24 protein-coding genes are annotated in these 20577 nt (G+C 63.1%); 11 read left to right on the top strand and 13 right to left on the bottom strand.

The window, feature by feature from the left end; genetic code table 11:
- The first annotated feature begins 6 nt into the window (after positions 1-6).
- Genes metX through hemW form a run of 5 tightly spaced genes read left to right on the top strand, consistent with a single transcriptional unit; the run spans position 7 to position 3943 of the window.
- The gene (gene metX / locus EGJ68_RS02300; protein ID WP_123032930.1) at positions 7-1143 is read left to right on the top strand and encodes a homoserine O-succinyltransferase MetX; all 1137 of its coding nucleotides are present in this window, start codon (positions 7-9) and stop codon (positions 1141-1143) included.
- Positions 1143-1733, top strand: coding sequence for a methionine biosynthesis protein MetW (metW, locus tag EGJ68_RS02295; protein WP_123032929.1), 591 nt, complete (start codon positions 1143-1145; stop codon positions 1731-1733). Before metX ends, metW begins: the two co-directional genes overlap by 1 nt.
- Positions 1734-1743: 10 nt before the next feature.
- Positions 1744-2175: a DUF4426 domain-containing protein gene (locus tag EGJ68_RS02290; RefSeq protein ID WP_233248642.1), complete on the top strand. Its 432-nt coding sequence runs from the start codon at positions 1744-1746 to the stop codon at positions 2173-2175.
- Positions 2175-2798 (top strand): RdgB/HAM1 family non-canonical purine NTP pyrophosphatase, encoded by a 624-nt coding sequence (gene rdgB / locus EGJ68_RS02285; RefSeq protein ID WP_123032928.1) that lies wholly within the window; start codon positions 2175-2177, stop codon positions 2796-2798. The genes EGJ68_RS02290 and rdgB overlap by 1 nt, the downstream gene beginning before the upstream one ends.
- Entirely contained in the window at positions 2798-3943 is a 1146-nt protein-coding gene (hemW, locus tag EGJ68_RS02280) for a radical SAM family heme chaperone HemW (protein ID WP_123032927.1), read from the top strand. The genes rdgB and hemW overlap by 1 nt, the downstream gene beginning before the upstream one ends.
- Positions 3944-3974: 31 nt before the next feature.
- On the opposite strand, the gene trmB is transcribed toward hemW, so the two are convergent.
- The 6 genes from trmB to ftsY all read right to left on the bottom strand — a co-directional run bounded on the left by trmB (position 3975) and on the right by ftsY (position 8825).
- On the bottom strand, positions 3975-4664 hold the full coding sequence (gene trmB, locus EGJ68_RS02275; RefSeq protein WP_123032926.1) for a tRNA (guanosine(46)-N7)-methyltransferase TrmB: 690 nt from the start codon (positions 4662-4664) through the stop codon (positions 3975-3977).
- Positions 4664-5041 (bottom strand): DUF423 domain-containing protein, encoded by a 378-nt coding sequence (locus tag EGJ68_RS02270; RefSeq protein WP_123032925.1) that lies wholly within the window; start codon positions 5039-5041, stop codon positions 4664-4666. The genes trmB and EGJ68_RS02270 overlap by 1 nt, the downstream gene beginning before the upstream one ends.
- 50 nt (positions 5042-5091) lie before the next feature.
- Positions 5092-5946 (bottom strand): RNA polymerase sigma factor RpoH, encoded by an 855-nt coding sequence (rpoH, locus tag EGJ68_RS02265; RefSeq protein ID WP_027950186.1) that lies wholly within the window; start codon positions 5944-5946, stop codon positions 5092-5094.
- 91 nt (positions 5947-6037) lie between these two features.
- The gene (gene ftsX / locus EGJ68_RS02260) at positions 6038-7012 is read right to left on the bottom strand and encodes a permease-like cell division protein FtsX (RefSeq protein ID WP_158283458.1); all 975 of its coding nucleotides are present in this window, start codon (positions 7010-7012) and stop codon (positions 6038-6040) included.
- Positions 7009-7671, bottom strand: coding sequence for a cell division ATP-binding protein FtsE (gene ftsE / locus EGJ68_RS02255; RefSeq protein ID WP_123032924.1), 663 nt, complete (start codon positions 7669-7671; stop codon positions 7009-7011). The genes ftsX and ftsE overlap by 4 nt, the downstream gene beginning before the upstream one ends.
- Positions 7668-8825 (bottom strand): signal recognition particle-docking protein FtsY, encoded by a 1158-nt coding sequence (gene ftsY / locus EGJ68_RS02250; RefSeq protein WP_199227902.1) that lies wholly within the window; start codon positions 8823-8825, stop codon positions 7668-7670. The genes ftsE and ftsY overlap by 4 nt, the downstream gene beginning before the upstream one ends.
- A gap of 73 nt (positions 8826-8898) precedes the next feature.
- On the opposite strand from ftsY, the gene rsmD reads away from it, so the two are divergent.
- Together rsmD and coaD are read left to right on the top strand one after the other, a co-directional pair.
- Complete coding sequence (gene rsmD / locus EGJ68_RS02245; RefSeq protein ID WP_123033993.1) at positions 8899-9495, top strand: 16S rRNA (guanine(966)-N(2))-methyltransferase RsmD; 597 nt, start codon at positions 8899-8901, stop codon at positions 9493-9495.
- A 74-nt stretch (positions 9496-9569) separates the two neighbouring features.
- Positions 9570-10052 (top strand): pantetheine-phosphate adenylyltransferase, encoded by a 483-nt coding sequence (gene coaD / locus EGJ68_RS02240; RefSeq protein ID WP_123032922.1) that lies wholly within the window; start codon positions 9570-9572, stop codon positions 10050-10052.
- On the opposite strand, the gene EGJ68_RS02235 is transcribed toward coaD, so the two are convergent.
- The 5 genes from EGJ68_RS02235 to radC form a co-directional block, all read right to left on the bottom strand.
- Positions 10049-10438: a hypothetical protein gene (locus tag EGJ68_RS02235; RefSeq protein ID WP_199227901.1), complete on the bottom strand. Its 390-nt coding sequence runs from the start codon at positions 10436-10438 to the stop codon at positions 10049-10051. The genes coaD and EGJ68_RS02235 overlap by 4 nt on opposite strands.
- Before the next feature lie 58 nt (positions 10439-10496).
- Positions 10497-11309: a bifunctional DNA-formamidopyrimidine glycosylase/DNA-(apurinic or apyrimidinic site) lyase gene (gene mutM, locus EGJ68_RS02230; RefSeq protein ID WP_123032921.1), complete on the bottom strand. Its 813-nt coding sequence runs from the start codon at positions 11307-11309 to the stop codon at positions 10497-10499.
- Positions 11310-11375: 66 nt separating this feature from the next.
- Positions 11376-11531: a 50S ribosomal protein L33 gene (gene rpmG, locus EGJ68_RS02225; RefSeq protein ID WP_027950179.1), complete on the bottom strand. Its 156-nt coding sequence runs from the start codon at positions 11529-11531 to the stop codon at positions 11376-11378.
- A 26-nt stretch (positions 11532-11557) separates the two neighbouring features.
- On the bottom strand, positions 11558-11794 hold the full coding sequence (gene rpmB, locus EGJ68_RS02220; RefSeq protein WP_027950178.1) for a 50S ribosomal protein L28: 237 nt from the start codon (positions 11792-11794) through the stop codon (positions 11558-11560).
- Positions 11795-11934: 140 nt separating this feature from the next.
- Positions 11935-12609, bottom strand: coding sequence for a RadC family protein (gene radC, locus EGJ68_RS02215; protein ID WP_027950177.1), 675 nt, complete (start codon positions 12607-12609; stop codon positions 11935-11937).
- A 102-nt stretch (positions 12610-12711) separates the two neighbouring features.
- On the opposite strand from radC, the gene coaBC reads away from it, so the two are divergent.
- The 4 genes from coaBC (at position 12712) to slmA (ending at position 18142) form a co-directional block, all read left to right on the top strand.
- Entirely contained in the window at positions 12712-13917 is a 1206-nt protein-coding gene (coaBC, locus tag EGJ68_RS02210) for a bifunctional phosphopantothenoylcysteine decarboxylase/phosphopantothenate--cysteine ligase CoaBC (protein WP_123032920.1), read from the top strand.
- Positions 13910-16471: a phosphomannomutase/phosphoglucomutase gene (locus EGJ68_RS18290; protein ID WP_123032919.1), complete on the top strand. Its 2562-nt coding sequence runs from the start codon at positions 13910-13912 to the stop codon at positions 16469-16471. The genes coaBC and EGJ68_RS18290 overlap by 8 nt, the downstream gene beginning before the upstream one ends.
- A 45-nt stretch (positions 16472-16516) precedes the next feature.
- Positions 16517-17419 (top strand): acetylglutamate kinase, encoded by a 903-nt coding sequence (argB, locus tag EGJ68_RS02200; protein WP_123032918.1) that lies wholly within the window; start codon positions 16517-16519, stop codon positions 17417-17419.
- A gap of 84 nt (positions 17420-17503) precedes the next feature.
- Entirely contained in the window at positions 17504-18142 is a 639-nt protein-coding gene (gene slmA, locus EGJ68_RS02195) for a nucleoid occlusion factor SlmA (protein WP_123033991.1), read from the top strand.
- Between the two features lie 82 nt (positions 18143-18224).
- Here slmA and EGJ68_RS02190 read toward each other — a convergent pair whose 3' ends face one another.
- Positions 18225-19784, bottom strand: coding sequence for an arylsulfatase (locus EGJ68_RS02190; RefSeq protein ID WP_123032917.1), 1560 nt, complete (start codon positions 19782-19784; stop codon positions 18225-18227).
- Positions 19785-19897: 113 nt separating this feature from the next.
- Positions 19898-20569, bottom strand: a complete 672-nt coding sequence (locus EGJ68_RS02185; RefSeq protein ID WP_233248641.1) for a hypothetical protein — start codon at positions 20567-20569, stop codon at positions 19898-19900.
- Positions 20570-20577 lie beyond the last annotated feature (8 nt).

The following is a 20577-nucleotide window of genomic DNA, read 5'->3' as shown; positions in this document are numbered from 1 at the left end:
CGCCGCGTGAAAACCTCGACCGTTGGCATTGTCGCGCCACAGCGCGCCCGTTTCGAGGAGCCGCTGACGCTGGCCTGTGGCCGTGTACTGGCGACTTACGAGCTGGTCTACGAAACCTACGGCACGCTGAACAGCGCGCGTTCCAACGCGATTCTGGTATGCCACGCGCTTTCCGGCCACCATCACGCAGCCGGCTACCACAGCGCCGACGACCGCAAACCCGGCTGGTGGGACGAGTGCATTGGGCCGGGCAAACCGATCGACACCAACCACTTTTTTGTGGTGAGCCTGAACAATCTCGGCGGCTGCCACGGCTCTACCGGCCCGGTCAGCATCAACCCTAACACCGCTGCGCCCTGGGGCCCGGACTTTCCCTCACTGCGGGTACGCGACTGGGTGCACAGCCAGGCCCGTTTAGCGGACCTGCTCGGTATCGACTGCTGGGCTGCCGTGGTCGGCGGCAGCCTGGGTGGCATGCAGGCCATGCGCTGGGCACTGCTTTACCCGCAGCGCCTGCGCCACTGTGTCGTGATCGCCTCCGCGCTGCGCCTGAGCGCCCAGAATATTGCCTTCAACGAGATCGCCCGGCAGGCTATCCAGGCCGATCCCGACTTCGCCGAGGGCCACTACCTGACGCACAACACACTGCCGGCCAAGGGGCTGGCGCTGGCGCGCATGGTCGGCCACATTACCTATCTGTCCGACGATGCCATGGCCAACAAGTTCGGTCGCGACCTGCGTTCCGGCAGTCTCGAGCTGGGTGAAGAGGAGATCGCCGAATTCCAGGTGCAGAGTTACTTGCGCTACCAGGGTAGCCAGTTTTCCGGCAGCTTCGACGCCAACACCTATATTTTGATGACACAGGCACTGGACTTCTTCGACCTGGCCCGTGAATACGGTGACGACCCGGTGGCGGCCTTCCGCAGCGCACAGTGCAGCTTCCTGGTGCTGTCGTTCTCTACCGACTGGCGGTTTTCGCCCAGCCGCTCGCGCGAGATCGTGGATGCACTGATCGCCGCCGACCGGCCCGTGACCTATGCGGAAATCGAGGCCGATGAGGGACACGACGCCTTCCTCATGCCCATTCCGCGTTATCTGGCGCTGTTCACGGCGTATATGCAGCGCGTGCGGGGAGACTGCTGATGCGCCTCGACCTCACGCATATCCAGCGCTGGATCGAGCCCGGCTCACGAGTACTCGATCTCGGCTGTGGCAACGGCGAATTCCTGCAACGCCTGGCGAAGGAGCGCCAGGTGCGCGGCCTGGGCCTGGAAATCGACCCGGACAAGATCACCAATGCCGTTTCCCGCGGCCTGGATATTGTTGAACAGGATATGGATGCGGGTCTCGACAACTTCCCCGACCAGAGTTTCGATACCGTGGTGATGGCACACGCGCTACAGGCGGTGCACTACCCGGACCGCGTGCTGGAGGAAATGCTGCGCATCGGTCGTCAGGGCATCGTCACCTTCCCCAATTTTGCGCACTGGCGCTGCCGGCTGTATTTGGGTTCACGGGGCCGCATGCCCGTTTCCCGTTTCATGCCGTATAACTGGTATGACACGCCCAATATCCACTTTTGCACGGTGACGGATTTTGAAGCGTTGTGTGAGGAGCGGGGCATCCGCATACTCGCCCGCGATATGGTCGGCAACACCCTGCGTCGGCCGCTGCTGGCGAGCGCCTGGCCCAACCTGTTCGCCGTCACCGCGATCTATCTCATCAGCCGCTGAGGAGAGAACGATGATCCAGAAATTTTGCCTGACACTGATCATGCTGGTGCTCACCAGCACCGCCAGCGCCCAGCAATCCGAGCGCTTCGGCCCCTACGAGTTGCACTACAGCGTGGTCAACACCACCTTTCTCGACCCGCGTGTCGCCGCCAGCTATGGCATCACCCGCGGCAAGAACCGGGCTATTCTCAACCTCGCGGTTCGCGAGCACGTTGGCGATGGCACCGAGGCGCGGGCGATGATGATTCAGGGCTACACACGCGACCTGATAACCGGTGAATCCCTGGAGTTCCTCGAAGTGCGGGAGAGCGGCGCCATCTATTACATAGCGGAATTCGGTTTCATCAACGAAGAGTGGCGTTTTTTCGAGATTGATTTCCGCCCCGAAGGCGCCGATACCACCTATCGTTTCGAGCATCGCCACCAGTTGTACGTTAACTGATGAGCAGCGCACGCAACGCACAGGCCGTGGTGCTGGCAAGTGGCAACCCCGGCAAACTGGCGGAACTGTCACGCATTCTCGACCCGCTGGGCTTCCTGCTACAGGCACAGTCGGAATTCGGCGTGCCGGATGTGGCGGAAACCGGGCTCACGTTTGTGGAAAACGCCCTCCTCAAGGCGCGCGCCGCCGCCGAACACACCGGCCTGCCGGCTATTGCCGACGATTCCGGGCTGGAAGTGGATTACCTGCAGGGCGCGCCGGGTATTCACTCGGCGCGTTACTCCGGGGCGGGCGACGAAGGCAACAATCGCAAGCTGCTGGCCGCGCTGCAGGGCGTGCCGTGGCCGGAACGCAGCGCACGCTACCAGTGCGTGCTGGTGTACCTGCGCCACGCCGGTGATCCGACGCCGATTATTTGCCAGGGAAGCTGGGAAGGCCATATTCTCGAGACCCCCCAGGGTGAGGGCGGTTTTGGCTACGACCCGCTGTTTCACGTCGCCGCGTTCACCTGCAGCGCGGCGCAGCTGGCTCCGCGCACCAAGAACCGCGTGAGCCACCGGGCACAGGCCTGCGCGCAGCTGGCAGCGGCACTGGAGCGCCGTCTGCAACAGCCGGCGCCCTGATGGGCGAACTGCTGCAACTACCCCCGCTGGCACTGTATGTGCACCTGCCCTGGTGCGAGCGCAAATGCCCCTACTGCGATTTCAACTCACACGAATCCAGCAACCTGCCGGAAACGGCCTATATCGATAGCCTGCTGGCAGACCTCGAGGCCGACCTGCCCTTCGTGCAGGGCCGCGTGATCCAGACGCTGTTCATCGGTGGCGGTACACCGAGCCTGTTCAGCGCTGCCGGCATCGGTCGACTGATGCAGGGTATCGGGCAGCGGGTAGCGCTGGCGGACACTCTCGAAGCCACTCTGGAAGCCAACCCGGGCAGCGCGGAGGCGGAGAAGTTTGCGGGGTTTCGCGCTGCCGGCATCAACCGCCTGTCGCTGGGCATACAGTCCTTTCGCAATGAACAGCTCACGGCGCTGGGCCGGGTGCACGACAGTGATCAAGCGCACGCCGCGGTAAGCGCTGCGCGCCGCGCAGGGTTTCAGCGTATCAACCTCGACCTGATGCACGGGCTGCCCGCGCAGGGTGCAAGCGCGGCCATGGCCGATCTGGCAACGGCCACTGGCTACCACACCGGGCACCTCTCCTGGTACCAGCTGACCATCGAGCAGAACACGGTTTTCTACAAACAGCCGCCCATGCTGCCTGTGGAGGACGTGCTGGCGGATATTCAGGATGCCGGCGAGGTCCAGCTCGCGACGGCTGGCCTGGAGCAGTACGAAGTATCGGCCTGGGCCGCGGCCGGTGAGCAGTGTCGGCACAACCTGAACTACTGGCAGTTCGGCGACTACCTGGGTATCGGGGCGGGCGCGCACGGCAAGGTGAGTTTCCCCGATGGCCGTATTCTGCGCTATGCCAAACGGCGCCAGCCGGACGCTTACCTCGCGGCGGCGGGCGACTGGCGCGTCCAGCCCCAGTGGCTGGCAGACGCCGAAAAGCCCGGCGAATATATGCTCAACGCCCTGCGCCTGAACAGCGGCTTCGCCCTGACGGACTACACGGCGCGCACCGGACTCCCGCCATCCACCCTGCAACCGGCACTGGATACACTGACCGCTCGCGGCCTGCTGCTGCAGGAGGGCACACGGGTACGCGCCAGCGCCCTGGGGCGCCGCTTTCTCGACTCGGTGATTACGGAATTCCTCGCCTGAGGGCATCCCCTCGGGCGCGCACGGCTGGGCTTCAGTCGACGCTGCGACAGAACATGAGATCCCAGACGCCGTGCCCCAGGCGCTCGCCGCGCTGCTCGAACTTGGTCAGCGGTCGGTGTGCCGGGCGCGGGACATACAGCCCATCGGACGCCTGGTTGACCAGGCCCGGGGTGGCATCCAGCACGTCCAGCATCTGCTGCGCGTAGTTTTCCCAATCGGTCGCCAGGTGCAGCACGCCGCCGGGCTTCAGGTAGTCCACCAGCGTTGCGGTAAAAGCCGGCTGGATCAGGCGCCGCTTATGGTGGCGCTTTTTGTGCCAGGGGTCGGGGAAGAAGATCTGGATGGTATCGAGCGAGCCGGGGGCAATGCAGTCGCGCAACACGTCCACCGCGTCGTGACAGTACACGCGGATATTTTCCACACCGCGCTCGGCCATGCTGTGCAGCATTTTCCCCACGCCGGGACGGTGCACCTCAATGCCGATAAAGTCCGTCGCGGGCGCTGCCGCGGCCATCTCGACGAAGGATTGCCCCATGCCGAAGCCGATTTCCAGCACACGCGGCGCGTCGCGACCAAACACCTTCTGGTAATCGAGCATGCCATCGCCATGCAGCAGGCCGTAGCGCGGCCAGTAGGTATCCCAGGCGCGTTGCTGGCCGGTGGTAAGCCGCCCCATGCGCAGTACGTAGCTGCGAATGGGGCGCTGGCTGTTGTCACTCATCAGCCAGCCAGTTTCCAGCTCGCGGCCGCCAGGCAACCCCAGGCGGCGATAAACGACAGGCCACCAAGTGGCGCAATGGCACCGAGCCAGCGCAGGCCCGACAGGCTGAGCACGTAGAGGCTACCGGAAAACAGCAGCATGCCGAGCAGGAACAGCCAGCCACTGCTGCGCAGCAGGGCCAGCTCGCTGTTCTGCACCAGCAGGATGCCTACCCCGAGCAGGGCGAGAGAATGAATAAAGTGGTATTGAACGGCGGTCTCGAAGACGTCCAGGGAATAGCTATCCAGCCGGGCTTTCAGGGCGTGGGCACCGAAGGCGCCAAAGCTGACGGCGAGGGCGCCGCTGATAGCCGCGCTGGCAATGAAAAACTGCGCCATGGGAGGCTCCGAAAAACAGGGGGGTGCAGTGTAGCACCCCCGGGGATGCTTCAGGCGGCGATAGCGCTGCGCAATTTCTTCATGGCGTTCTGTTCGAGCTGACGAATGCGCTCCGCAGACACCTCGTACTTGGCCGCCAGCTCGTGCAGCGTGGCCTTTTTCTCCGCCAACCAGCGCTGGGCGAGGATGTCGCGGCTGCGCTCATCCAGTTCGGACAATGCGTGGTAGAGCTGTTCTTCACTGTTTTCCTGCCAATTGTCCGACTCAACAGACAGGGCGGGGTCGCTGCGCTGGTCTTCCAGGTAGTATTGCGGTGCCTGCCAGGCGTCGTCTTCGTCCTGCCCTACCGGCGAATCAAAGGCGACATCACGGCTACTGAGCCGGCCTTCCATGCGCTGCACTTCGGCGATATCAACACCCAGGTCATCCGCTACCGCCTGCGCTTCTTCGTGACTGAGCCAAGACAGGTCTTTCTTCGCACCGCGGAGGTTGAAAAACAGTTTGCGCTGGGCCTTGGTGGTGGCGACCTTGACGATGCGCCAGTTGCGCAGGATGAACTCGTGCATCTCGGCCTTGATCCAGTGCACGGCGAACGACACCAGGCGCACGCCCTTTTCCGGGTTGAAGCGCTTGACCGCTTTCATCAGGCCTACATTGCCTTCCTGAATGAGGTCGGCCTCGGACAGGCCGTAGCCGGAGTAGCTGCGCGCGATGTGCACCACAAAGCGCAGGTGCGACATGACCAGCTCGCGCGCGGCCTCAAGATTGCTGTTGAAAAAGAGGTCTTCCGCCAGCGCCTTCTCGCGCTCCGGTGTCAGCAGCGGAATGGTGCTTACGGCCTGCACGTAGGCGGCAAGATTGGCACCCGGGACCATCTGGTCGACCGGCAGCAACGCTTTGCTCATGCGATGTTTCCCCTCTGTCATGTGCCGAATTCTAGCACTCTTTGTATTAGAGTGCTAACGACGGAAAAGTTCCCTGCAAGGCGTGTCCTGCCTAGCGCGGAGCAATCAAACGCAGGTGCCGGGTCACCGCCAGCCACGCGCCCGCCAGCCCCAGTACGCCGCCAATGAGGACCAGATTCAGGCTGCCCATGATGCCCAGACCGCCCAGCCGGAAATTGCTCTGGTAGAGTTCGGCGAGGCGTGTCACCGGCCCGCCGAGAAACCACAGCGCCGAGGCCACCAGCAGCGCCGCGAACACGCCTCCCCCTACCCCGTACCAGAGGCCCGTGTAGAGGAAGGGGCGGCGCACGAAAGCATTGCTGCCGCCGACCAGTTTGATCACCACGATCTCCTCGCGCCGGCTCTCGATGGCCAGGCGGATGGTGTTGCCCAGAATCAGCACCACTCCCGCCACCAGCACACTACCCAGCGCCAGCACCACGCGCCGACTTAGCTGCATGAGGGTATTCAGTCGCTCCAGCCAGGCCATGTCCAGCACCACCTCCGCGACGCGCGGGTCACCTTTGAGCTGTTCGTAGAGCGGCGCCAGCGCGTCGCTACCGGGCACCGGTGTCACCAGCAGAACGTCCGGGAGCGGGTTGCGCTCCAGTGTCTCGAGCACATCGGCAAATCCGGAAAGGGCGCTGAATTCGGCGAGTGCATCATCGCGCGAGACAAACACCACCTGTTCGATGTCTGGCCGCTGCTGGAGCGTATCCTGCAGGGCCTGCGCCTCCTCGCCACCCACCGAGCCACCCAGGAATAGAGACAGTTGCGCCGGACTGTCCCAGCGGTCGCTGAGCGCCCGGGCATTGTCCAGCGCCACGGTCAGTGCAGCCGGCAGCGCCAGCGCAATGCCGATTACCAGCCAGGTGAGGGCACTGGCAAACGGGTGATCAAGCACGCGCGCCAGGCTATCCGCGGCAGATAGCCGGTGGTGGGCCAGCCAGCCCTGCAGTAAATGGCGCAGGCGCGTGCGACGAGCACTGGCGCCATCGCGACGCGGCTTGCCCTCGGCGACGCTCATGACCCCGCACCCACCAGGCGGCCGTTACGCAGGGTCAGAATGCGGTGGCGCAGGCGGGAGATCAACGCGAGGTCGTGGCTGGCGATCAACACCGTGACACCCACCTGGCTGAAGGCCTCGAACAACTGCATGATCTCCGCCGAAAGCACCGGGTCGAGGTTGCCCGTGGGCTCATCCGCCAACAGAATCCGCGGGCGCGCCACCACCGCGCGGGCGATGCCCACTCGCTGCTGTTCACCGCCGGAGAGCGTCACCGGCAGCGCACGCTCCTTCGTCAGCAGCCCTACCTTGTCCAGCGCTGCACGCACACGGCGGCCAATTTCCCGGTGTTCGTAACCACCAATGACCAGCGGCAGGGCAACGTTGTCAAAGACGCTGCGGTCGAACAGCAGCTGGTGGTTCTGGAACACCACGCCGATATTGCGCCGGTGGCGGGGAATACCGCGCTCCCTCACCTTGGCCAGGTTCAGGCCGTCGACAATAACCTGCCCGCGTGAAGGTCGTTCAATGAGCATGATCAACCGCAGCAGCGTGCTCTTGCCGGCACCCGAATGCCCGGTGAGAAACACCATTTCGTCCTGGCGAATATCCATGCTGACTTCGCTCAGAGCCTCGTGCCCTTCAGCGTAGCGCTTGCTGACACGATCAAAGGTGATCATGGCGCCTGATCGGCACCTGCAAAGAGGGCGTCAATGAACGGCTCCGCCGCGAACGGGCGCAGGTCGTCCGCTGTTTCGCCCACGCCGATAAAGCGAATCGGCAACCCCAGCTTGCGGGCAATGGCGAAGATCACACCACCCTTGGCGGTGCCGTCCAGCTTGGTGAGGGTGAGCCCAGTCACCCCCACCACCTGCTGGAACTGGCTGGCCTGGGCCAGTGCATTCTGGCCGGTGCCGGCATCCAGCACGAGCATGACCTCGTGCGGCGCTGCGGCATCCAGCTTGCCCATCACGCGCACCACCTTGCGCAGCTCTTCCATCAGGTGGTCCTTGTTGTGCAGGCGCCCGGCGGTATCGGCAATCAATACATCCACGTTGCGCGCCTGAGCTGCCTGTAGCGCATCGTAGATCACGGACGCGCTATCGGCGCCGGTGTGCTGGGCAATGACCGGCACATTATGCCGCTCACCCCACACCTGTAACTGCTCGACCGCCGCGGCGCGGAAGGTATCACCAGCGGCCAGCATGACCGAGCGCCCTTCGGCCTGAAAGCGGCGCGCGAGCTTGCCTATCGTGGTCGTCTTGCCCACGCCGTTCACGCCGACCATGAGAATCACATAGGGTTTGTGGTCGCTCACATCGAGCGGCATTTCGCAGGGCTGAAGCAGGCTCAACAGCTCTTCCTGCAGGGCGCGCTGCAGGGCCTCCGGCCGGGTCAGCTCCTTGCGCGAAACACGCTGGGTGAGGCGCCCGATAATCTCGACGGTGGCGTCAACGCCGGCATCAGCCAGTAACAGGCGCGACTCCAGCTCTTCCATCAGCTCGGCGTCGATCTCCTTGCGCCCCAAAAACAGCGTTCCCAGTCCCTCGACCAGGGTGTTGCTGGTCTTGCCGAGGCCGCGCCGCAGGCGGGCGAAGAAGCCGGCCTCCGCCGCCGCCACCGGACGCTCGGCCGGCTGCTGTACCGGCTCCGGCGCGGCCTGCTCAGGCTCGGGAGCTGGTACCAGGGCCTCGGCCGCGGGCACCGGGGTGGCGACGACGTCGTCCGCGCTGCCGGACTCGCGCTCCGCGGGCGCGACATCTTCGTTCGCGCGGGTATCGGCTTCAGGCACGCCGGGCGCAGACGTCTTCTTACTGCGTTTGAAAAACTTCATGGGTCTCGTGATAAAATTCGCGGGAGGCATCCGCAGGACAGCGTATCCTACCACTGCTCGGGGGAGCGACGAAATGACAGCACGGCGCCGGCCGGCCAAGCAGCCGCCAACCGCCAGCAGCAGCCTGCGTATCATCGGCGGGCGCTGGCGCGGCCGCAAACTGCTCTTCAACGCCGCGGAGGGCCTTCGGCCCACCGGTGATCGCGTGCGGGAAACCCTGTTCAACTGGCTGGCGGCCGAGGTGCCGGATGCCCGCTGCGCGGACCTGTTCAGCGGCTCCGGCGCGCTCGGGCTGGAGGCGCTTTCCCGCGGGGCGCGTCACTGCGATTTTGTCGACAACAATGCTGCCAGCCTGGCGCAGATCCGTCGCCACCTGGCTACCCTGGATGGCGCTGCCCGCGCCAGCTGCCATGGCTGCAGCGCGCTTGACCTGCTGGCCTCGGGGGCCGGCCCCTGGGATATCGTGTTCATTGACCCGCCGTTTGCCCTGCAACTGGTGGAACCTGTCTGTGCGCTGCTGGCACAGAGCGGCGTGCTCGCTCCACGAGCGAGCATCTACATTGAAACCGCGGCGACCGAGCCGGAAGCCGCACTACCGGCAGACTGGATACTGTATCGCGATAAAACCTCCGGCGCGGTGCGCTACCGCGTGTTCCGCACCACGGCGTGACGCCGGGGGCGTTTGCACCGGCTACAGTGAGTGTTTACCATCCGCGGCTGGTCTTTCAGCGCTGAGTACCCTGCATGAATTCACACACGGTCATTTACCCGGGCACGTTCGATCCGATCACCAACGGTCACGTCGACCTGACGGAACGGGCCGCACGCCTGTTTGGCAAAGTGGTGGTGGCCATTGCGCACAGTGAAAAGAAGACGCCGCTGTTCAACCTGGAGGAGCGCGTGGCGCTGTGCCAGGCCTCGCTGCAGCATCTGGACAACGTGGAGGTGGTGGGCTTCAGCAACCTGCTGATTGATTTCGTACACAGTCAGGGGGCACGCTGTGTACTGCGCGGTTTGCGCGCCGTGGCGGATTTTGAATACGAATTCCAGCTTGCCAACATGAACCGCGCGCTGGACCCGGAATTCGAGAGCATTTTCCTGACGCCCTCGGAGCATCTGTCCTACATCTCGTCCTCGCTGGTGCGCGAAATCGCCGCTCTCAGCGGCGACATCACGCCTTTCGTGCCCGAGCCGGTGGCCCGGGCCCTGCAGGAACGTTTTCGCTAGTTGCCGGCTTCTTCAGCCGCGGCGGCGGCCTTGCGTGCGCGATTGCGGTCGATGTCTTTGTTGGTATAACCGCTTTCGCGGCAGCCGAGGCAACGCATGAAGGTGGCTTCCGCCGGGCCCACCATCAACGTTTCGGCCGCTTCCCCGGCGTGACCCGCGAGGAGGGTAAAGGGCAGGCTGACCAACCAGGCGGCCGTGCCACCCACGGTCATCACCGCGCCAATAGGACGCGCAATCAGCAGATCCCCCACCATGGCACCGGCAGACGGGCTTTCGTCCACGGCGTTTTGCGCCGCAGCCTGTTGCGGCACGGCCAATAGAGGCGCCGTCAGGCATACAGCCAAAGCAGCAGACGCGAGCCGGCGATTAAGGTCATTGGTTTTCATTGTTCACTCCCCCGCGGGACAGACGTCCCCACCCAGACAGACCCAGAGTGTAGCCTGTTCAGCGCTGACAGGCCACGCAATACACTGTGCTGCGCTGGCCCAGCCGCACCTCCTGCAGGGGGCGCGCGCAGCGGGTGCAAGGCCTGCCGCCGCGGCCGTAGACCGCGAGCTGCTGCGCGAAGTAGCCCGGCTTACCGTCACCGCCCACGAAGTCGCGCAGAGTCGTCCCTCCCTGCGTTATAGCGGAAGTAAGTACTTGCTTCACATGCACAGTCAGACGCTGGTAGCGGGCCAGGCTGATCTTGCCCGCGGGGCGATCCGGACGAATGCCCGCGAGGAACAGCGCCTCATTGGCGTAAATATTACCCACACCCACAACCACCTTGCCGTCCATCAGAAACGGCTTCACGGCACCGCGGCGGCCGCGGGCGCGCGCATGGAGCAGCTCGCCGCTGAAAGCCTCGGACAGCGGTTCCGGACCCAGCCCGGAGAGCAGCGGGTGACATTCGCCGGGAGCCAGCCAAAGCATGCAACCGAAGCGCCGGGGGTCGTTGTAACGCAGGCGATCACCGCTGGCGAGCGTGATCTGCACGTGGTCGTGACGCAGCAGAGGGCTGTTATCGCGGATTACGCGCAGGGAGCCGGACATTCCCAGGTGCACCAACAGGCTGCCGGCGGCGGTGTGAAAGAGCAGGTACTTGGCGCGACGTTCAACTGCGGTGATATGTTGACCGCAGAGCCGCTGCGGCAAGTCATCCGGTATTGGCCAGCGCAGGCGGGGTTCGCGGATGTCCACGGCGAGCACGCGTTGCCCCTCGGTCCAGGGCAGCACACCGCGACGGGTCGTTTCGACTTCGGGCAGTTCAGGCATGTTGCGTGGCCATAAAAAACCCCGACACAGGCCGGGGTTCCCTACGCATCTGGAGGCGAGACGCGCTTACTTGATCTTGCCTTCCTTATACATGACGTGCTTGCGCACAACTGGATCGTATTTCTTCATTTCCAGCTTGTCCGGGGTGGTACGCTTGTTCTTGTCAGTGGTATAAAAATGGCCTGTACCCGCTGACGAAATCATTCTGATCTTGTCTCTCATGGCTATTCTCCTTCAGACTTCGCCGCTTAGACCTTGACGCCGCTGGCGCGAATGTCGCTCAGCACCTGATCAATGCCCTTCTTGTCGATGATACGCATGCCCTTGCTGGAAACACGCAGGGAGACAAAGCGCTTCTCGGATTCAACCCAGAACCGGTGGTGGTGCAGGTTCGGCAAAAAACGGCGGCGCGTGCGGTTTTTTGCGTGTGATACATTGTTTCCTGTGACCGGGCGCTTGCCGGTGACCTGACATACTCTTGCCATGATTGCCTCTCCCATATACCACGGGACTTGTCGAATTTGTGTGGCCAAACGGGTCTGAAAGGGTACCCCGGCCGCGCGGAGCGCGACTTTATACCAGAACACCCCACGCATCGCAAGCAAAACCAGCCGCGAAATACACGCTACAGCAACCCGCTCTCGGCAAAGGAATAGCTCTGGCCACGCCCCACGATGACGTGGTCCAGCACGCGGATATCCAGCAGACCCAGGGCCGCCTGCAGGCGCTCGGTGATGCGCCGGTCCGCGTGGCTGGGCTCGGCGATGCCGGAGGGGTGGTTGTGAGCGAGAATCACCGCCGCTGCATGGTATTGCAGCGCGCGCACCGCCACCTCGCGCGGGTATACGGCAGCACCATCCAGCGTGCCGAAAAAGAGATCCTCGCATCGCAGGATGCGGTGCTGGTTGTCGAGAAACAGGCAGGTAAAGACTTCCCGCGGCTGCCCACCCAGATGATGCTGCAGAAACTGCCGCGTCGCCTGGGGGCTGCACAGGGCACTCCCGGCGCGGGCCTGTTCCAGCGCGTGGCGCCGGGCGAGCTCGAGCCCGGCTTTCAGCAACGCGTACTTGCCAGACCCCAACCCCGGATACTCCAGCAACGTTTCCTGGCTTGCGCCCAGCAGCCCGCCCAGGCTGCCGAAGCGCTGCAACAGGTCGCGCCCCAGATCCAGCGCGGAGTAGCCGCGGCGCCCGGTGCGCAGCAACACGGCGAGCAACTCGGCGTCGGAAAGCGTCCTCGCGCCACGCTGCAGCAGCTTGTCCCGCGGGCCCTCCCCCGCGGCCCAATTCCTGATTGACATGGCGACGCCCTCCCTGGCTTCGGCCCTGCGGTGTCAAAACACCTGTCGTGATGGTATTGTTCGCCTTTGAAAACAACTTATTGTCCCAGTTGGGTAGCCGCAGTGGCACATCTTTTCAATCGCAATGTTGTGCTCGGCGTCAGCGGCGGCATCGCCGCCTACAAATCGGCAGAGCTCGTCCGCCAACTCAAGGAGCGCGGCGCCGACGTGCGGGTCGTGATGACCCGGGGCGCGCAGGAATTCATCACGCCGCTGACCTTGCAGGCACTCTCCGGCCACCCGGTTCACACCGAGTTGCTGGACACCGAGGCCGAGCTCGGCATGGGGCATATCGAACTGGCGCGCTGGGCCGACCTGCTGATTATTGCGCCGGCTACCGCAGACCTGATCGCCCGGTTGGCCAGTGGGCGCGCCGATGACCTCTTGACTACCGTTGCCCTCGCCACCGCGGCGCCAAAACTGGTCGCGCCCGCGATGAACCAGCAGATGTGGCGCGACCCCGCCACCAGCGCCAACATCGACACGCTCCAGGACCGGGGCATGTCACTGGTGGGCCCGGCCTCGGGTGAGCAGGCCTGCGGGGATGTAGGCCCCGGACGCATGGAACAGCCCGTCAATATCGCGCTGGCCGCTGCCGGCCTGTTTGCCAACGGCGCATTGGCCGGCCGCCGCGTTGTGATCACCGCGGGGCCAACTCGTGAAGCACTCGATCCTGTGCGCTACCTTTCCAATCACAGCTCCGGCAAGATGGGCTACGCCCTGGCCGCTGCGGCCGTGGATGCCGGCGCGCAGGTAACCCTGATCAGCGGACCCGTGCAGCTGGCCACACCCGAGCACGCAGAACGCGTGGATGTTGTGAGTGCGGCCCAGATGCTGGACGCCTGCCTCGAGCGGGTGAAGGAATGCGACCTGTTCATCGCCTGCGCCGCTGTAGCGGACTACCGGCCGGCGACAGTCGCCGCAGGCAAGATAAAAAAGGACGCGGAGCACCTCACCCTCGAACTGGAGCGCACCACGGATATCCTGGCCACCGTGAGCGGCCATGCGCAGGCGCCTTTCACCGTGGGCTTTGCCGCGGAAACACACGATCTGGAACAGTATGCGCGAGGCAAACTCGAGCGTAAAAAACTGGACATGATCGTCGCCAACGATGTTTCCGATACGGCCATTGGTTTCAACAGTGACCAGAATGCCGTAACCGTGTTCTGGCAGCAGGGCAGCTGCGCGCTGGCGCAGGCGAGCAAGTCAACCATTGCGCGCGAGCTGATAGCCCTGATCGCACAGCGCATGGAGGCGCCGGATGGCTAAAGGCATCAAGAACACCGCTGCCGGGGTTGTCGCCAGCAAGGCGACCTTGCACCGCATACTCCTGATCGCCGTGCTCACCATCACCTTGCCGGTGCTGCTCGGGTTCGGTTACCTCGCCCTGCTGCGCGATGCCGAACTGCAGGATCGGCATACCCGCGCCGCGGTGAATATCATTGCCAGCGAACAGGCGCGCGCCCTGGCGCAGGTCGCGGCGGACCTGCGCAAACGCCTGCAGCAGGTCTCCGACAGCGCACTTGGGCAGCAGCTGCTGGTTGCCGATGAGGCGACGGTAGCGCCGCTTGAGCGGCAGATCCTGCGACTCTTCCCAGAGTTCAGCGAGGTACGTGCACTGCTGCTCAGCGACCTGGGCACAGCCAGCCTCAGCGGGTCAAGCCATCAGTTACGCAACCACATTGAACTCGACCTGGTGCGCCGTGCTACCACAGGTGACCCGAGCCAGCCGGAAACCTACCGCGCGGACGGCCAGATCTACACGTCCATGGCACAACTGGTGCGTGCTGACAACAGGCCGGGGCGCCAGACCGTAATCCTCGGGACCTTCGATAAAGCCCTTATCCCGCGCTGGCTGGAGCTGGCCGACCCAGCCAATGGGCAGGTGACCCTGCAGCAGAGCCATGTGGAAAACGGTGTGGAGCTGATCACCGTAGGCAGCGCCGAGGCACCGGGCGATGCGTACCGCGTGGTGTATACCGTCCCGGACACCAGTTGGCAGCTGGTGTTCACGCCATCGAATTCCCTTATCGCCCAGTTCCACATCACCCGCCTACCGGTACTGCTCCTGCTGGCCCTGATTTTGCTCGGTATCACCGGTGGCCTGTTGCTGTTGGCCGCACGGATACCCGGCCTGTTGGTCAGCGATGTTGCCCATATCATTCGCGGTGCCGGCTTGCGTGGCCAGGTACAGCTGCACCTGCCGCACCTGGTTCCCCTCGGAGAGCACCTGCGCAAACTGCTCACAGAACACAGCGGTCATGCACCTCTCGACGAAGAGGAGGAAGAACCCGAGCCGCCGAAAACCAGCCAGTCCGACAACCACCTGATGCATCCGCTGTTCCAGCGTACGCACCTGGTGGAGGAAGAGCCCGATCTCGGCAGCACCGACACTCACGTCGAACTCGAGAACGCCGACCTCTCTCACGACCCCGTGGTCAACGCCGAGCACTTCCTGCCGGCACAGATATTCCGCGCCTACGATATTCGTGGACAGGCCGAGCGAGAGTTGGGCGATACCACCGTCAGCCTGATCGGTCGTGCGCTGGGCACCATCGCGGCCGACAACAACGAAACCGCGCTGATCGTAGGGTGCGACGGGCGAACATCCAGCCCCCGCATCAAAGCGGCCCTGATCAAGGCGCTGCTCAGTACGGGTCGCGAGGTTATCGACATCGGTGTCGTGCCGACACCGCTGCTGTACTTTGCAACGCGCACCCTGCAAACCCGCTCCGGCGTCATGGTGACCGGCAGCCACAACCCGGCGTCCTACAACGGGCTCAAAATCGTGCTGAAGAACGCACCCAGCTCGACAGGCCTGATGCAGCGCATACGCGAAACCGCGCTGTCCGGTGACTTCAGGGAGGGCCGGGGCAAGGCGTCAAAAGCGGATCCACTGCCCGCCTACCTCGAGGAAATTATCAGCGACATCACCCTGCCCGCTCCCCTGAAGGTGGTGGTGGACGCGGGCAACGGGGCCACCAGCGACATCGCGCCGCAGCTGTTTGCGGAACTCGGTTGTGATGTCATGCAACTGTACTGCGAAATTGACGGGCGCTTCCCGAACCGTTCCCCGGATACCAGCCGCGAGGAAAATCTGTCCGACCTCGCGGCGGCCGTGCGTCACAACCACGCCGACCTGGGTGTTGCCTTCGATGGTGACGGTGACCGCATTGCCGTAGTGACGGGCTCCGGCCGGATACTGCGCACGGATCAGTTGATGATGCTGTATGTCGAAGACGTCGTATCCCGTAACCCGGGCACGGACGTGGTATTTGACGTGAAGTGCAGCCGCAACCTGGGGCAGCTGATTGTCGAGCACGGTGGTCGACCTGTGCTGTCGAAAACCGGGCACGCCTTCATGCGGGAAAAAATGCTGGAAACCGGCGCGATGCTCGGCGGCGAATTTTCCGGGCACATTTTCTTCGGCGAACGCTGGTATGGTTTTGATGACGGCATGTACGCGGCCGTACGCCTGGCGGAAATACTCAGCAACCAGAACCAGACCCTTGACGACATGCTCGATGCCCTGCCGCAGTCGGCAAACACGCCGGAGATTCTCATCCCGGTTCCAGATGATGACAAGTTCGCACTGGTACAACAGCTGGTGGATGGCGCCTACTTCCCGGAGGGCAAGGTGAACACACTCGATGGCCTGCGCGTCGATTTCAACGACGGCTGGGGCCTGGTGCGTGCATCCAACACGTCGGCGGCGCTCACCGCCCGCTTCGAGGCCTCCACAGAGCAGCGCTTGCGCGCTATCATGACCGATTTCCGGGACCAGATGGCCGTGGTGTCGCCACAGCTCACCCTCCCCGAATAACCCGATACCCACTCCGCTCGCCCAGAGTCCGCCGCAGGAAAGACTATGTCGCTCGACCGTGAATCCGCCCTTAACATCGCCCAGGTACTGACCGAAGCATTGCCCTATATCCAGCACTTCACGGGCAAGACCATCGTGGTGAAGTTCGGTGGCAATGCCATGGTGGACCCGGTGCTGCATGAAAGCTTCGCCCGGGACGTCGTGCTGATGAAGCTGGTCGGCATGAATCCGGTGGTGGTGCATGGCGGAGGCCCACAGATTGGCGAGCTGCTGAAGAAACTCAATATCCACACCGAGTTCGTCAACGGCATGCGGGTAACGGACAGCGAAACCATGGACGTGGTGGAAATGGTGCTCGGCGGCAGCGTGAACAAGGAGATCGTGTCTTCCATCAGCCGTGCCGGCGGCAAGGCCATTGGTGTCACCGGCAAGGACGGCCAGCTGATTCGCGCGCGCAAACTCACCGTAAACCGCTACAGTCCCGAGCTCGGCGCATCGGAGATCGTCGACATAGGCCATGTGGGTGAAGTCGACCAGATCGACACGGAAGTGCTCAATGTGATTCTGGGTAGCCACTTCATTCCCGTTATCGCACCCATTGGCGTAGACCATGCCGGCAACACCTACAACATCAACGCAGACCTCGTAGCCAGCAAAATCGCCCAGGTCATGCGCGCGGAAAAACTCATGTTGCTCACCAACGTCTCTGGCCTGTTGGACAAGCAGGGCAACATTCTCACAGGGCTAAGTACACGACAGGTGGACGGGCTGATAGAAGACGGCACCATCAGCGGCGGCATGCTGCCAAAAATCGGCTGCGCACTGGATGCAGTCAAGTCCGGTGTGGCGAGTGCGCACATCATCGACGGCCGTGTACCGCACGCGGTGCTCCTGGAGATCTTCACCGACACCGGCATTGGCACATTGATTACCGGTCGCGCGGGCTAAACCAGGACACGGGAACATTTCGCGTGTTGCAGCCGCTCCGGTGAGCCGATAGCATTAGGGCACCCGTCATTGATCGTGAGCGACATGCCGCCGAAAAAATCCCAACGCCGTCAGCAAATCCTGGAAGCCCTTGCCCAGATGCTGGAGGCCAGCCCTGGCAATCGCATCACGACCGCCGGTCTGGCGCGTGAGGTCGGTGTTTCCGAAGCCGCGCTCTACCGTCATTTTCCCAGCAAGGGAAAGATGTTCGAGGGGCTGATCGAGTTCATTGAAGACACGTTGTTTTCCCGCATCAACCTCATTCTCACTGAGGAACCCGGCGTGGCCAGGCGCTGCGAGAAGATGTTGCTGCTGCTGCTGGCCTTCACCGAACGCAACCCGGGCATTACCCGCATACTCACCGGCGATGCCCTTGCCGGGGAAAACGACCGTCTGCACCAGCGCGTGGCACAGCTTTTCGACCGCTACGAAACACAGCTGAAACAGGTGCTGCGGGAGGCGGAATTGCGCGAGGGGCTGCGCCCGGTCATTCCACTACCCGCCGCCGCCAACCTGCTCATGGCGACCGCCGAAGGGCGTATCGCCCAGTTCGTGCGCAGCGGCTTCACCCGCTCACCCACCGAGAACTGGCAGGAACAGTGGTCGCTGTTGCTCAACGGCTTTTTCCGCCAGGCCGTGACGTCACCACAGTCTGCACAGACCGACTCCTCCATAGCCAACTAGCTGGGCAACTCACTTAACCACCCGTATTTCGTGCATAAAAAAACCCCGCGGACTTTCGCCCGCGGGGTCCTCATCGATCGCCTCAGGGATTCCCGGCGGGCGTCGTCAGTTTTTCCATCACCTGGTCCAGCGAGAAACTGGCGGCTTTTTGACGCGGCGGGTATTCCTTGAAGGTCGCCAGGAATTGCGCCACATAATCTTGCGCAGGAACAAGCAGATAAGCCCTGTCCAGCATCCAGTCATAGTAGGTGTTGGAGGTGATCTGGGCGCGCTCGTAGGGATCGCGGCGCAGGTTGAAGATGTAAGGCAAACGCAACTCCACAAACGGCTCCTGCCACGCCTGCAGTGTCTGCGCTACGCGCTGCTCCAGGAACACCAGCTTCCACGCGTTGTAACGCAGAGCCGTCAGGTCACCGTCATCTGAGAAGTAGAAAATCTCGCGACGCGGCCCGGTCTCGGCTTCCCCGGTAAGGAAAGGCAGAAAGTTGTAACCATCCAGGTGCACTTTGTATTTGCGGTTGATCGCGCGGTGCCCCTTGAGCAGTTTCTCCTTCACATCGGGCTCGCCCGCGACTGCCAGGAAGGTGGGCAGCCAGTCCATGTGGTGCATGATGTCGTTGGAAACACTGCCAGCCGGGATCTTGCCGGGCCAGCGCACCGCGGCAGGTACCCGCCAGCCGCCTTCCCAATTGGTATTCTTCTCACCGCGGAAGGGTGTCATCGCCGCGTCCGGCCAGGTGTTCATATGCGGGCCGTTGTCGGTGGAGTAGAACACCAGGGTGTTATCTGCCACACCCAGCTCATCAAGCAACGTGAGGAACTCACCGATATGCATATCGTGCTCGATCATGCCGGCGGTGTATTCATCCGCGTGGGGGTACTGCTTCTTCACCATCGCCATTTTTTCGTCGCTGACATGGGTGCGGAAGTGCATACGCGTGCCGCTCCACCAGACGAAGAAGGGGGTATCGGCTTTCACTGCGCGGGTAATGAAGTCTTTCGCCGCAGCAACCGTTTCATCGTCAACGGTTTCCATGCGCCGCTTGCTCAGCGGGCCGGTGTCTTCGATGCGACCGTCAGCATAGGAGCGGATGACACCGCGCGGGCCATATTTTTCACGGAAGGCGGGGTCTGTCGGGTAGTCCTCGTTTTCGGGCTCCTCTTCCGCATTCAGGTGATAGAGGTTGCCAAAGAACTCATCGAAGCCGTGGTTGGTCGGCAGATGCTCATCTTTGTCGCCCAGATGGTTCTTGCCGAACTGGCCTGTCATGTAGCCGTGGTTTTTCAGCAGCCCGGCGATGGTCGGATCCTCTTCCTGCATGCCCAGTTCAGCGCCTGGCAGGCCTACCTTGGAGAGCCCGGTGCGGAACACCGATTGCCCCATGATGAAGGAGGCTCGACCGGCGGTGCAGCTCTGCTCCCCGTAGTAATCCGTGAACAACATGCCTTCATTGGCAATGCGGTCGATGTTCGGTGTCTTGTAGCCCATCAGGCCGCGGGTATAGGCACTGATGTTGGACTGGCCGATGTCATCACCCCAGATCACCAGGATGTTCGGTTTGTCGGCCGCCAGGGCCGAGCCGGTGGACACCGCCACCAGAAACGCAAGGCAAAGCCCGACGCGTTGTATTGATCTGTGCATTGGGTTTGCCTCGCAACTTTTTATTAACAACACCTCAAGCATTACACATTGATACAAAAGTGCAAGTGCAAGCGCAAATGAGCGACAGATTCGTGAACGTTGGGCGCCCCCGACTAATCGGCCTGAGCGGCCCTGGAGCTTAGTTCGCGGCGCAGGCGCACCGCCTCTTCCAGCATCTTGAAGCGCTCGATGTCCGCCTCGAAGCTGGCGCGAACTTCTTCTACTTCTACATTGCGATCGGCGATCTGGCGGTCGGTTGCGGCCAGTTCCTTTTGCAGGCTGGCGATGGCCTTGAGCCGCGCCTCGTCGACTTCGTAGCCACGGCGCTCGAGATCGGCGGCCTGGGACTGGTAATTCTCGATCTGCTGTTTGAAATTGCGGCGGTTGCTTTTGAGGATGCCCACACGCAGGCGCAAGTCGGCGAGTGCGCGGTCGCGGTGTGCCTCGATGTCCTCGATGGAGCTATAGCGCAGCAGCAGTGTCTGGTCCCACTTGCGCAGCCGCTGCTCTTCACGCGCCGCCGCCTCTTCCAGACGGGTTTGCAGGGTGGCGTCGGCGAGTTCCTCGGGGGTGAGGACCCTGGGCACCACGCGAATGACCGCGCCGCGCTCGTTCAGCACTTCATAGCCGCGCGCGACGAATTCCGGCGGCACGCTGTCATCCACCACGACAACATCCTGGTCATTGCGGTAGCGGTACAGGTTGCCGCCCTGTGCCGTCGCCTGGGCAATCAGGCAAGTGAACAGGGCCCCGCCGACAAGCTGCATGAAGACCGGTCTTTTCATGGCGACCA

It is taken from the genome of Haliea alexandrii, assembly GCF_003719295.1.
Taxonomy (GTDB): domain Bacteria; phylum Pseudomonadota; class Gammaproteobacteria; order Pseudomonadales; family Halieaceae; genus Haliea; species Haliea alexandrii.
This window is presented reverse-complemented; position numbering and strand designations above follow the sequence as displayed.

What these genes read in the sequence shown, in the direction of transcription:
- EGJ68_RS02190 (WP_123032917.1), bottom strand. Translation starts at nt 19,784, where the DNA reads ATGCACAGATCAATACAACGCGTCGGGCTTTGCCTTGCGTTTCTGGTG.
- slmA (WP_123033991.1), top strand. Translation starts at nt 17,504, where the DNA reads ATGCCGCCGAAAAAATCCCAACGCCGTCAGCAAATCCTGGAAGCCCTT.
- rpmG (WP_027950179.1), bottom strand. Translation starts at nt 11,531, where the DNA reads ATGAGAGACAAGATCAGAATGATTTCGTCAGCGGGTACAGGCCATTTT.
- radC (WP_027950177.1), bottom strand. Translation starts at nt 12,609, where the DNA reads ATGTCAATCAGGAATTGGGCCGCGGGGGAGGGCCCGCGGGACAAGCTG.
- EGJ68_RS18290 (WP_123032919.1), top strand. Translation starts at nt 13,910, where the DNA reads ATGGCTAAAGGCATCAAGAACACCGCTGCCGGGGTTGTCGCCAGCAAG.
- argB (WP_123032918.1), top strand. Translation starts at nt 16,517, where the DNA reads ATGTCGCTCGACCGTGAATCCGCCCTTAACATCGCCCAGGTACTGACC.
- ftsY (WP_199227902.1), bottom strand. Translation starts at nt 8,825, where the DNA reads ATGAAGTTTTTCAAACGCAGTAAGAAGACGTCTGCGCCCGGCGTGCCT.
- metW (WP_123032929.1), top strand. Translation starts at nt 1,143, where the DNA reads ATGCGCCTCGACCTCACGCATATCCAGCGCTGGATCGAGCCCGGCTCA.
- ftsE (WP_123032924.1), bottom strand. Translation starts at nt 7,671, where the DNA reads ATGATCACCTTTGATCGTGTCAGCAAGCGCTACGCTGAAGGGCACGAG.
- mutM (WP_123032921.1), bottom strand. Translation starts at nt 11,309, where the DNA reads ATGCCTGAACTGCCCGAAGTCGAAACGACCCGTCGCGGTGTGCTGCCC.
- rdgB (WP_123032928.1), top strand. Translation starts at nt 2,175, where the DNA reads ATGAGCAGCGCACGCAACGCACAGGCCGTGGTGCTGGCAAGTGGCAAC.
- rpoH (WP_027950186.1), bottom strand. Translation starts at nt 5,946, where the DNA reads ATGAGCAAAGCGTTGCTGCCGGTCGACCAGATGGTCCCGGGTGCCAAT.
- trmB (WP_123032926.1), bottom strand. Translation starts at nt 4,664, where the DNA reads ATGAGTGACAACAGCCAGCGCCCCATTCGCAGCTACGTACTGCGCATG.
- ftsX (WP_158283458.1), bottom strand. Translation starts at nt 7,012, where the DNA reads ATGAGCGTCGCCGAGGGCAAGCCGCGTCGCGATGGCGCCAGTGCTCGT.
- rsmD (WP_123033993.1), top strand. Translation starts at nt 8,899, where the DNA reads ATGACAGCACGGCGCCGGCCGGCCAAGCAGCCGCCAACCGCCAGCAGC.
- EGJ68_RS02270 (WP_123032925.1), bottom strand. Translation starts at nt 5,041, where the DNA reads ATGGCGCAGTTTTTCATTGCCAGCGCGGCTATCAGCGGCGCCCTCGCC.
- EGJ68_RS02290 (WP_233248642.1), top strand. Translation starts at nt 1,744, where the DNA reads ATGATCCAGAAATTTTGCCTGACACTGATCATGCTGGTGCTCACCAGC.
- EGJ68_RS02185 (WP_233248641.1), bottom strand. Translation starts at nt 20,569, where the DNA reads ATGAAAAGACCGGTCTTCATGCAGCTTGTCGGCGGGGCCCTGTTCACT.
- hemW (WP_123032927.1), top strand. Translation starts at nt 2,798, where the DNA reads ATGGGCGAACTGCTGCAACTACCCCCGCTGGCACTGTATGTGCACCTG.
- coaD (WP_123032922.1), top strand. Translation starts at nt 9,570, where the DNA reads ATGAATTCACACACGGTCATTTACCCGGGCACGTTCGATCCGATCACC.
- rpmB (WP_027950178.1), bottom strand. Translation starts at nt 11,794, where the DNA reads ATGGCAAGAGTATGTCAGGTCACCGGCAAGCGCCCGGTCACAGGAAAC.
- EGJ68_RS02235 (WP_199227901.1), bottom strand. Translation starts at nt 10,438, where the DNA reads ATGAAAACCAATGACCTTAATCGCCGGCTCGCGTCTGCTGCTTTGGCT.